Consider the following 12,348-nt stretch of genomic DNA (forward strand, 5'->3'; position numbering starts at 1 on the left):
AGTATAAACTATGATAGGATCCATTTAATCAAACCCATCAGTTACGGGTTTCCCGCGCCAGCTTTGTGGCATTTTCAGTCCAAATATCCAGGCTATAGTAGCAGCTGTATCATAAGTAATGATCACATCTTTTATTTCGTGATTCTTTTTAACACCTGCACCGTTTATGATCCAGGGTATCTGTATCTCATCCAATGATTTGCCGCCGTGCCCCTTGTTAATACCGCCATGATCGGCAGTCACCATAATAATGGTCTCGTTTTCGATACCCGCATCTTTTACAGCTTGAACAATCTTCCCTATCCGAGCATCAACCTTTTGCAGTTCTTCATAATATGCCGGAGTGCGGTGCCCGATATTATGCCCTACTCCATCTGGCTGACTAACGTGGATGAATGTAAATAACGGCTTTTGCTTTTTGATGACGCTTGCAGCCGTGTCTACACAGAAATCATCGCCTGCATCGCCACCTGGTATTACCATATCAATAGCATCTTTTTCAATCAGCGGCGCAATACCGTCCCAGCTATAAATGGCCGCGGTTTTCGCGCCTGGCTTTTGATCACGGATAACACTGAAGATGCTTGGAAAAATACCGTACTTAGTTATTGTTACCGACGGAATTTCCGGAACTTTGCTATTCCATTCTGTATAGCCGTGCTCTGTTATCCCCGCACCCATTAACATAGATGCCCAATTATCGGCGCTTGAAGATGGCATCACACACCTTGCCTTTAACGACCATGAACCTGTCTCCATCAAATGTTTTAAATTGGGCATTTTGGCACCGGGTACAGCATAAGCGCCAAAACCATCGCAGCCTATTAATACTACGTGTTTTACGTGTTTAACTTGCGCGCTTAATTGTAATGCCAGGCTAAAGAGGCAAATAACTGTCAGTAATCTTTTCATTTAGTGTTACGCGTTAATATTTATGAATTAATTTTGATCTTCCTGTCGGATATATAAGGCACTATGGGGTAGATATAGTCAATCGGGTTAACGCCTAATTTCTCAGGCGACGACCCAATAAAAACCGATCGCCTGCCTCGTATACTGATCGTTCCCTCCTGATCGATTTCGACCATAGCCCATAGTGGATCTTTATAAGGCACTGTATATTTTACCGCAGGCTTGGCCTTGTCAACAGCTTCCGAATAGCGAATCTCTTTATATTTATCACCCAGCCATTGGTAGGAGGCGCTATTGATCTGCACGTAGTGTATACCGTTGATCTGGTTATAATAATCCTGATGATGATGCCCGCTTAGTACTAATATCACTTTGTGCTTATTCTTTTGATTGGCTTGTTCAAGCGTATAGCGCATTAGCGTACCATTCTCCAGTCCGCCGGCATCATTATCCAAACCCTGATGACAGCATATTATGGTGGGTAAGGTTGCTCCATCAAGATCTTTCTTTAGCCATTCCACTTGGGCCGGAGAAATAAAGCGAGCATATCCTGGGGGGCTGTCAGGCGAGGGATTGTGTTCATTTCCATCCAAAACCACAAAGTGAAAACCGTTGATATCAAAAGAATAAAATTTTGCCTTCGCTTTCCAGAATTCAACCACCTGATCGCGTGTGAATCCACCATCAGTGTCATGGTTGCCAATTACATGATATTTGGGGCCGTTAAACTTATTCCAAACATCCATTAAAGGAAGGTTCTCCTTTTTGGGAAAGCAAAGGTCTCCCATCTGGATAATAAAATCCGGTTTTTCGGTATTCATATTATCAATAAACGCCGATAAACGATCCATCCCATCATATATCAGATCATGGTGCAAATCGGCAATAACACCAAACCTGATCTTTTTATCTTGCGGCTGTAATTGCAAAGCAACGGGTGAAGCTATCAGCTTTTGAACAGGGGTAATAGCTAATGCACCAATCGTTAGTTTTTGAATAAAAGCCCTTCGATTTTGATTTTTCATGCTATTATATAAACCAAGTTTATTTTATTACGCTATCTATAGCCTCGCCAATAGGATTTACCGATGTGAAATTAAAGTCTAATAATTTGGCTATAGTTTTTGCATACTGGTCCTGATAAATCTGTCCGCTGTTTTTCACTTCGCCCAATGATTTTATTTTAGGTCCGATAGCCATTAACCAGGTATCGTTGGCGTGCGGAATACTGGCGCCATGGCTTGTCCATTGCTTTCCTTCTCCCCGCCCATGATCGGGCATCACTATAATGGTGGTATTGTTCTTATAAAAGGTATCCTTTTGTATGTAGTTCCATAAACTGCTGATCATTGCATCGATATTGTGAATGGCATCTAAATACAGATCATAAGTGCCCCCGTGAGCGTGATCGTCGGTATCGGCCAGGTCAAGGTAAACTACTTTGGGATGTTTAGCAGCGATGTATGATTTGGCAAGCGCGTACGTAGTGGCATCTAAACGCTCACCATCACCCCAAATCTGAGGTTCATAGTGTTGAATTTCATTGGCCAATTTTTCAGCTTCCGTAAGGTCATTCCCTTTGATATCTTCAAACGGGTTGTTGACCATTAAGCCATTCCGGTTACGGTTGATGATTCTGGCTACAGCATCCCAGGAGGCAAAAGCCACCACCTTACCCTTATATCCTTTTTGCTGATCAATAAACTCTAATACATTTTTATTAGGGTTATCCGGATAATCGTTAGAGTTTACTTTAGGATCGGCATATCCGGTTAAGTTTTCATTCCGACCAGGGTATGAGAACCAGTATGGATTTTTCACATTTACCAGGCTGCCCAAATCACGGTTGCCATACAATTGTCCATCTTTTGCAAAAACACTCCACACAAAAGGCATTAGCTTAGCTCTTCGCTCCCGCTGATCATCAGACCAGTACTTTTTTATTCGCTGAACAGAGTCCTGGGAGTTGTATTTTTTATTCAGTATCAATGCTTTCTCGGCGCCCTGAAAAACTTCGTGCCACCGCAAACCATCTATAGATACGATGAGGATATTTTCTGCTTTGTCAGCAGGAACTTTTTGGGCCGAAACCGTTACACTGATCAACAGTAGAAACAATAAGGAGAAGGATGTTTTTTTCATTTCAATTAGGATTAAAAGTTCTATTGGCTAAGCTTCATATTTGATATACTGGTCATCAAAACTGCCATTGCTATACAAGTTCAATATAGAGTATCCCGGCACCGTTTGTTTATAAGAGCTTTTGCCATCGTCGCCCGGTTCCCACCAAAAGCCACTGGCTGCACCGTTACACAAGTAACTTACATCGTTATACCAAACTTTATCTAACAAGTGAATGTGCCCGCTCAGACAAACTTTGATATTTTTGTTTTTATTGAACACTTCAATAAACTTCATAATATCCAGGTGGTTATAGCTACCGCTTACTTTAAAAGGGCCTATAAAATCAGGTTTATTATCAATAATGCCCGTGCAGCTCAGAAGAGGATAATGTGACATGATCAATGTTGGCTTCCCATTGCTGGATTGTACATCTTGCACAAACCAATTCCATTGATCTTCATCCAGCATACCCGGACTTTTTGGATGATTGCTATCCAGCATAATAAAGTGCCATCCATTTTTATCAAAACTGTAATAGTTATTTTTTAAACCCAGCATTTTTATCACACCGGGTTTACCAAAAAGTTCATCACCTTTCCCCTGCCACCACATATCATGATTGCCAAGCACACTGTACATCGGGATATCTTTTACTAATTCAATACTATCCTTCCAACAGTTCCATAATTCAATTACCCTCTCTTTTTTAATATTATCATAATCTGCCGCGTATATAGAATCACCACCATTCAATATCAGGTCAACCTTATCTTTTTTGATCATTTCCAAGCACTTCTTGAAACGGGCTACTGCATTATACTCGGGCCTGATGTGCACATCGGTAATGTGCGCTATCTTTAAAACCCTTTTTTTCTTTTGCTCATAATTTATTGGCGATGCGGTAACTGTGTTACTTAATACTGCTGCTCCGCTAACCAAGCCGATTTGTTTAATTAGGTCCCGTCTTTTCATACATATAGTTTGTAATTAGAATTGGCGCTGTCGATTTCAAATATAAATACTAAACATTAAGTTTACAAATACTATACAAAAATTAATACATTTTAGTAATTTATTTAACATGGTAAGCTTCAAATCAAAGGAGATCTGCATTTTTGAAAGTATAGCTGTAAAAAGGCGATTCCTGTGTATTAACGTTAGCTTAATGATAGAAGTGACTTTAATATCGTGATAATTATTTATGCTCGTGTTATAACCGGCTGCAAGGTAAAAAAGGGCCTAAACAACATAGTTTAGGCCCTTTTATTTCATCAATAATTAAAGGAGATTTTATAAGATCAAACCGATTTATCCAATTATGTACATTTTACTTATCGGTATAAGTCGATAATTTTCCCCAGATCGACCGTTTGTTTGGGATTAAAATCTGCAGAGTCCATATAACTTTTTAAACTGTACAGTAACTGTTTTGCTTCCGGCCGTTTATCCGCATCCGATAACAAGTCGATACCTGATATGATCAGTTTCCCGTTACCTGCGCGACATTCAAACACCAATCCAAGCGACTGCGCGGTCACCCAGTCATCAATAACCCTAACAATAGGCTGTAAGCCTGTTGCCACTGAGTCCAGGCGAATTGCGCTGGAGTGAGACATAGCATCCCACCATTGCCAATTACTGTAACGCTGCGTTGGGAACTCTTTTAATGCAGGGTGTTTAGGATCGCATAAAATGCCTAAAGTAACCGGAGGCTGACTATGAGTCCAAGCGGTATTCCAGAATATGCTTGAAAAACCAATGGCTATATTCCCCCCCTTACTCCCTTTAAGGGCTCCTTTTTTTAACGTCAACAATACGTTGCCGCCTTTATTTAGAGTTTCAACCACCTTGTTGTCAATAGTATTTACAACCATGATATTTTGGTTAACTTTAGACAGTACCGGTGGATAGACAAATATCTCCCAGGAGTTTTCATAGCCGGCAACAGATACGGTAAGTGTAAGTTTACTTGGTTTAGTTATGGAATTTAGTGTTTGCTTAATTACACCCAGCTTTATATTATTTCCTAAAGGTATGATTGTTGTGGCAAGCCCTCCTTTAAATAATACATTACCGGCATCATTCTTTATACTCCATTGGGGGGTTACATGGTTTAATACTCTTTGGCCAAACTGCGCAACTTCCACGGGTACCGTAAATGTTTCATTATTAAGGTAGATCATTTTAGGCAAACGGGCCAATGGTACAACAGCATTGCAAAACTGGCTATATTCTTTTCCGGTGATATATCCTTTATCTCTCCAAAATGGATTAAGCACACCAACCAAAGCAGTTCCCTGCCCTGGGAAATCATTTAATCCCAGTAGTTGAAAACCGCCAAAACCAGGCGTACGTAACGCAGCTTCAATATCCGCCTTATAGCATAAAACCTGCAATTTTCCAGACGCGAAAAGGAAATCTTCGGCCAGATTTTCTAAACCATTCTTTTTTAGCTGATCATGGAATATCTCAAAATTCCTTGCTTTCAATACACCATCATATTGGCTTATCTCCTTAAAATCAGGATAAACGCACCATTGCCCAATTTCGTGGCTTACGGTTGGGTGTTGCCAATTTTTAATAATACCGGTCCAGTCATAATCTGCCCGTGGTGCTTGACCGTTGATAATGCTTTTAAGCCCTTGCCCCCATCCCTGGATTCGGGGATCGGGTGTACTGTTATAATCACTACTATTGATGATAGGCCAACCCGAACCTGTAGAATACAAACGACGGGGATCTTTCTGTTTCCAATAACTTACAAAATCAGTCAGGTATTTAACCAGGTTTTTACCATTTGGTTCGTTACCATAGTTCATCATACAAAAAGATGGATGGTTGCCGTAAACCTTTACTATCCGGTTACTTTCATCATAGATATATTGATCCAAAGGGTTTCCATCTCCAATTGAAGCGCCCTGATTTGCCCAGGATGCGCACTCAATTTGAAAATAAAAACCTAACCGGTCGGCGGCTTCAAAAGCAGCATCTGGCGGACACCAGGAATGAAAACGCAAATGATTTAGTCCATAAGATTTGCAAACGGTTAAAATTCGCACCCATGATTGCAGATCTGTTGGCGGGAAACCGGTTTTAGGATAAGCCGCGCATTCTAAAGTTCCACGCAGAAATGTAGGCTTACCATTAATGGTAAATTGTGTGCCCCTGCTTGAAAAACTCCTCATGCCAAATGTAACCGATCTTTCATCTTTTTCATTCGGGGCAGTAACCAGCTGAACCTGCATTTTATAAACATCGGGGGTAAATTCGCTCCATAATAGTGGCTTTTCGCCCATTGGGTAAGTTATTTCTATAACAACAGTATCCTTTGTAACAGCTATTGCTTTTGCCATTGGCCTTAGTGCAGGCGCTTTTGCGCATGTAGCCAACAAATTAATGGTGGTGCTAACTGTTTTCCCGGTATGATTAATGATCTGTACATGTGCCTTAACCAGCTTGTTTTTAATATCCGGATATAGCTGTATATCATCAATGTATACTAAAGGCTTGGCTTTCAGAAATAATTGCCCAATCATCCCATTCCAGTTGGTTTGTGTATGATCAGAAATACTATGCGAATTTTGACCTACATTAAACTCCTTTACCCTGTTATCTACACGAATGGTTATTTGATGATTACCGGGAGATAATTCATTAGAAAGATCAAAAACCTGAGCAGTGGACAGGCTGTTTTGCATGCCAATTTGCTTATCATCAACCCAAACAGTTGTTTCCCAATGGCTTCTTTCAATATATAGTTCAACATGCTTTTTAGACCACGTTGTAGGGATAGTTACTGTTTTTTGATACCATGCGGCACCTTTATAATATTTAGCGGGCTGAAGCCAGAATGGCACTTTGATATTACCTGGCTTGCGATATTGCGCATACGCTGGGCTCTGAAACCAGGTAGAATCCTCAATACTCCCAGTCCATGGAGTATTTATGGTGATATCACTCCCCAATCCATTTGTAGTCATGGAGCCCGGAAGCGTGATATTACCAGCCAGACTATTTGCATACCATTTTTGCGTTATTCCCTGATCGAGTGAATCGATCTGGAAAGCCCACTTACCGGCAAGATCTATTTTGTAATCTATTACTACAGATTTTTTTTTAGACTGGCCTTTAACAACGTTTATAAGCGTTAATTGTAAAAAGGCAATTAACAAAAGCAAGATTAGTTTTCTCATCTGTTTATAATTGGTATTTATAATTTAACAGAATGATCTGGTTACTTCTGTTTTATGGAAGCAACCAGATCAAAAAGGTGAAAAGGCAATTTAGGTTATAACCAATTGATTTTTACCAATTGGAGTTTTGTTTCATTAATGGATTACTATTGATCTCGTTTTGAGGGATCGGGAAATAATCATATTTACCAGCTACGTAAAATTGCTTCCCTACTTTATCGCTATTGGAGATTTCCTGCGATAGTTTTCCCCAGCGTTTCAGATCATAAAAGCGTTGGTTCTCTCTCGCAAATTCAATCATCCGCTGGTGCACTATTTCGGTCATCATCTGATCCTGGCTATACCCCCCCGGTAAAGCGGCGAGTTGTGCCCTATCCCTGATCTGTTTCATGTAAGGATAAGCATCCTGCACTTTTCCCTGCATAGTTAAAGACTCTGCAAGTAACAACAGCACATCGGCGTAACGGAAAGCCCGCTCATTGTTACTTGAGGTATAATCCGAAGCGCCGCTTGCTCCTGTTAGCTCATTATTTTGGGTATAATTCTGATACTTTTTGAACATGGAGTGATAGCCGAACACCAGCGTGAAACTACTAAAAGGCTTGTTATAAAAAGTACAACCAGGATAATCCCAAACCAGTGTAGCGTACATCCTTGGATCGAAATCATTACTTGTAGTTTTTTCTTTTTTAAACTCATTAAAAAGCTTGTCAGTAGGGCTCACTTCAAACCATCCGCTTACTTCTGATGGCGCAAACTCCTGTGCAGTAGTAACTCCTAATGATTGCTGTGCATTTTCGCCGGCCCATGGGTTAGTGCCGCCAACATCAGCCAGTTGGATCTCAAACACCGATTCCTGATTGTTCTTTTTCGAGGCGATAAAGTTATCACCATAGTTAGGCATCAACTGATATGATAAACCTGTTACCTGCTTCAAAGCAGTTTCCGCATTAGCCCAGGCTTTGGTGTATACATAAGCTTTACCCAGGTAAGCCAGGGCCGCGCCTTTGGTTGCCCTGCCTACCCATTGCGAAGAATAGGATGCGGGCAGATCGGCCCCAGCTGCAGTAAAATCAGCAATCACCTGCTGCCAAATAGCGGCTTCGGGAGATTTGGCTGTAAAATAGTTCTCTGTTGTAGCCGGGACGGTCAATATCAATGGCACATCTCCAAAGTTAATGGCCAGGATAAAATAATTTATGCCTCGCAGAAATTTAGCTTCGGCTATATAGGCTTTTTTCGCGTTAGCATCCAAAGGCACTTTATCAATGTTAGCTAATATTTGATTTGCCCTAAAAATAGCCCGGTATGATATGTTCCACAGATCATTGGCAGGGCCATTGTCTGGTGTGTTGGTAAATGTTGATAGTTTGTACAGATCGGCCACATCGTTACGGATAAAAAAGTCGTCACCACGACCATTAGCAAGCTCAATACCCCTTACTCCATAAAAACCACCATTTACATCCCTTAACAGCCCATAGGTAGCCGCGAATGCGCTTTGCACATCGGCTTCGGTTTTCCAGAAAGTTTCGGTGGTTATTTTATTGGGGTTTTGAAGTTCTAATGTACTTTTCTTACAGCTGCAAACTATAACAGCTATACAAAATATGATTATTAAATTTTTCATAATTTTAATTTTTATAGCGCTTATTGATTACAATGATAGTTGAACACCCAGAGAGATGGTTCTGGCCAGCGGATAAGCCACATGCCCAAAATCAACACCCCGATCAAGAATACTCAGTTGAGCACTCGTTGCTCTACCCAAATCGGGGTTAAAACCAGTATAGTTTGTTATTGTAAAAAGATTATCAGCACTTGCATAAACACGTAAAGAAGTTATCCTCATTTTTTTTACCAATGCACTATTTAAGGTGTATCCAATTTGCAAAGTTTTCATTCTTAAATAAGAGCCATCTTCCAGAAAGCGGGTTGATGTGCGGTTATTAAAATTCGGATCGCTGGTAACCGCTCTGGGAATATTAGAATGATTAGTAGGTGTCCAGGCGTTAAGCATTGATTTGGCATAATTAAAATCGAGGTTGGTACTTTCCAAATCCTGCCTTAAGCCATTATATATCTTATTGCCCTGAGAACCCTGGAAAAACATATTGATATCAAAACCATACATGGATGCATTTATGCCAAAGCCATATTCAAAATTAGGGAATGGGCTGCCTGCGTTAACTTTATCATTATCATTGATCTGTCCGTCGCCATTGGTGTCCTGGAATTTAACATCACCAGGGGCAGCGTTAGGCTGAATCGGCTTGCCATTTTTGGTATAACTATCAATTTCGGCTTGTGAATTAAATACGCCGATATCCTTTATCAGGTAAAAAGAGCCTATTGAGCCGCCAGCTTCGGTTAAAGTACTTGAAGCACCGTGGTGGGTAGGCTGGCCACCAAAAATTTGCTGTGTACCCGTACCAAGTGCTATTACCTTATTTTTCACCGCGCTTATTGTACCATAAACGCCATAGTTTAATTTGCCTATATGATCATTAAAATTAACACCAACCTCAATACCTTTATTACGCAGATCTCCGGCATTTACTACCGGATTTGAAATTGATCCAGCAGAGCCTGGTATGGGAACGTTTAAAAGGAGATCGGTGGTTTTTTTAATAAAATAATCAGCAGTTATATTCAGTCTGTCCTGTAAAAAACCTATATCTAAACCAATGTTTGAAGTTTTGGTACTTTCCCATTTAATGTTGGGAGAAGCAAATGCTGTTTGAATGGCCCCGAACCATTTTTGTTGATCGGCACCAACAACATAGTTTATATTTGACGAGATAGCCGCACTGTACTGATAATCCCCAATTTCCTGGTTACCCAGCACACCATAACTGGTCCTTAATTTTAAAGTTGAAAATGTATTTTTTAAAGATCCAAAAAAGCTTTCATTTGAAATATTCCACCCCAATGCAATAGAAGGATAATCACCGTACCGGTGAGCGCTTCCAAATCTCGATGAGCCATCATGCCTGAAACTGGCGGTCAAAAGATAACGGTTATCATACGAATAAATAGCACGTCCGAATATCGATACCAGGTTACTTTCAGTTTTGTTGCCACCGGTGGTTGATATACCGGCTCCGGCATCTATCTGGTCAATACCATCAGGCAAATCTGTTCTACCTGCTGCGGTGTAATTATATTTAGTGCTTTGATAAGCGTAACCGGCCAATGCCTGTATACTGTGTTTGCCAATATGCTTATCATAGTTCAGGGTATTTTCTAACAAAGTCATTACTGTCTGATCTTTGCTCAAACTAATATCATTAGTTGGATGTGAAAACAGGGTGCCCACTACATATCTTTTAGAGTAATCATAATTGCTGTTAAAGCCATTGGTATATCCCAGATTTAATTTATAGTTTAAACCAGGTAAAAGGTTTACCTGGGCATAAGCATTAGTTATGATATTAGTAAACTCCCGGTTAATATTTTCCAGATTTAGCTGGGCAACCGGATTGGCCACGTTAACCACCGGGCCATAAGCCCCGGCGTAACCACCTACAGCAGTTGGATCATAAATATTAAAAACAGGGATCATTTTTGCTGCTGATCCTACCGGGTTACCACCCTGACCACCCCAGCCACCGGGCATGGTGATGAATTTTTCTCTTGATAGCAATACCGTTTCGCCAAACTTCAATCGCCCTTTGGTTGTTTCTGTTTTAACGCGTAAATTATAACGCTTATAACCGGTTACATCCACAATACCCTGCTGATCATTATATCCACCTGATACACTGTATTTGGTTGATTCGCTTCCACCACTTACCAGCATATTATACTGTTGAACCGGGGCTGTTCGGTATATAGCATCCTGCCAATTGGTACCAACACCCAACTGACTTGGATTTTTGGCAATATCAAGTCTGGGCAAACCAGCGTTATCATGCGCCATGTTACTCACAGTGGCCCACTCCTGGGCATTCAAAACATCAATTCCATGCGCTATTTTTTGCTGACCATAATTCGCGGTAAATTGTACCACAGGAGCGCCATTCTTACCCGCTTTAGTGGTAACCAATACCACACCATTTGCAGCCCTTGAACCGTATATGGCCGCGGCAGAAGCGTCTTTCAATACATCAATTGATTCAATATCAACCTGGTTCAGGTAGTTGATACTTGCTGTTGGTACACCATCAACAATATATAACGGGGCTCCGTTTCCTAATGTACCAACCCCCCGGATCATAATTCGTGTTCCGGCACCAGGATCACCACCAGATGCTTCTATGGTAACGCCGGGCATTTTACCCTGTAATGACCTTGTAACGTCACTTACACCCTGAGCCTTGATATCTGAACCTTTAACCGAAGCTGTGGCACCGGTAAGATCAGACCGTCTAACCGTTCCGTACCCGATCACCACAACCTCATTTAAAGCGGTTTGGGCTTCCTGTAACTTTACGTTTATTTCGGTACGACCATTAATGCTAACTTCCTGTTTGGTGAATCCTAAAAAAGTAAACTCCAATACAGCCTTATTATCATTAACAGTAATGGAGTATTTACCGTTACCATCTGTAACTATACCGTTATTGGTACCCTTTACTTTAACACTAACGCCCGGCAATGGTAAGCCCTTCTCATCCGTAACCGTACCTGTTACTTTTACTGTCTGCACTTCATCGGTTACTAAAGCCTTTCTTCGTAGAACAACAGTATTGTGATTAATGGTATAAGTTACAGGCTGATTGGCAAAACATTTTTCAAGTGCCTGTAAAAATGGTTCATTATTCGCCGAAAGGCTAACCCTCTTTGTTTCATCCAATACCTCGATCTTATACAAAAAATGATAACCCGTTTGCTGTCTTAATTCCTCAATAACTTCTTTCAGGGAAGCATTTTTCAAATTCAGGTTTACAGTTTGGGCATAAGAGCTGGCATTGGCCTGAATAATAGTGGTAATTAATAAAATTAACACAAGTTTCATCACCCTAAAAATTTTAAATGGCATACAGGAGACCCTCCTGCATGGAAATGCAATATTATCTTTATACATTTGAAAAAAGGTTTAATTAAATTGGTTGTAGAAGCAATTGATTGTTACCCTTTTAGCTGCTTAAAAAGCAAGCCTATTTAACCGGGGGCG

General features: G+C 40.7%; 7 protein-coding genes. All 7 read right to left on the reverse strand.

Features of this window, described 5'->3' with window-relative positions:
- Positions 1–24: 24 nt before the first annotated feature.
- The 7 genes from ACTJKG_RS15285 to ACTJKG_RS15315 all read right to left on the reverse strand — a co-directional run bounded on the left by ACTJKG_RS15285 (position 25) and on the right by ACTJKG_RS15315 (position 12,189).
- On the reverse strand, positions 25–912 hold the full coding sequence (locus tag ACTJKG_RS15285) for an alkaline phosphatase (protein ID WP_172337374.1): 888 nt from the start codon (positions 910–912) through the stop codon (positions 25–27).
- A gap of 20 nt (positions 913–932) precedes the next feature.
- A complete protein-coding gene (locus ACTJKG_RS15290; RefSeq protein WP_440739718.1) occupies positions 933–1,937 on the reverse strand; it encodes a metallophosphoesterase family protein in 1,005 nt (334 codons plus the stop codon).
- A 19-nt stretch (positions 1,938–1,956) separates the two neighbouring features.
- Positions 1,957–3,054, reverse strand: coding sequence for an alkaline phosphatase family protein (locus ACTJKG_RS15295; protein ID WP_440739719.1), 1,098 nt, complete (start codon positions 3,052–3,054; stop codon positions 1,957–1,959).
- 27 nt (positions 3,055–3,081) lie between these two features.
- Positions 3,082–4,008 (reverse strand): metallophosphoesterase family protein, encoded by a 927-nt coding sequence (locus ACTJKG_RS15300; protein WP_440739720.1) that lies wholly within the window; start codon positions 4,006–4,008, stop codon positions 3,082–3,084.
- A gap of 359 nt (positions 4,009–4,367) precedes the next feature.
- Entirely contained in the window at positions 4,368–7,229 is a 2,862-nt protein-coding gene (locus ACTJKG_RS15305) for a sugar-binding domain-containing protein (protein ID WP_440739721.1), read from the reverse strand.
- A gap of 112 nt (positions 7,230–7,341) precedes the next feature.
- Positions 7,342–8,859 (reverse strand): RagB/SusD family nutrient uptake outer membrane protein, encoded by a 1,518-nt coding sequence (locus ACTJKG_RS15310; RefSeq protein WP_440739722.1) that lies wholly within the window; start codon positions 8,857–8,859, stop codon positions 7,342–7,344.
- A gap of 27 nt (positions 8,860–8,886) precedes the next feature.
- The gene (locus ACTJKG_RS15315; RefSeq protein WP_440739723.1) at positions 8,887–12,189 is read right to left on the reverse strand and encodes a TonB-dependent receptor; all 3,303 of its coding nucleotides are present in this window, start codon (positions 12,187–12,189) and stop codon (positions 8,887–8,889) included.
- Positions 12,190–12,348: the final 159 nt, after the last annotated feature.

Origin of the sequence: Mucilaginibacter sp. 22184, from assembly GCF_052045695.1 — a bacterium.
Taxonomy (GTDB): Bacteria; Bacteroidota; Bacteroidia; order Sphingobacteriales; family Sphingobacteriaceae; genus Mucilaginibacter.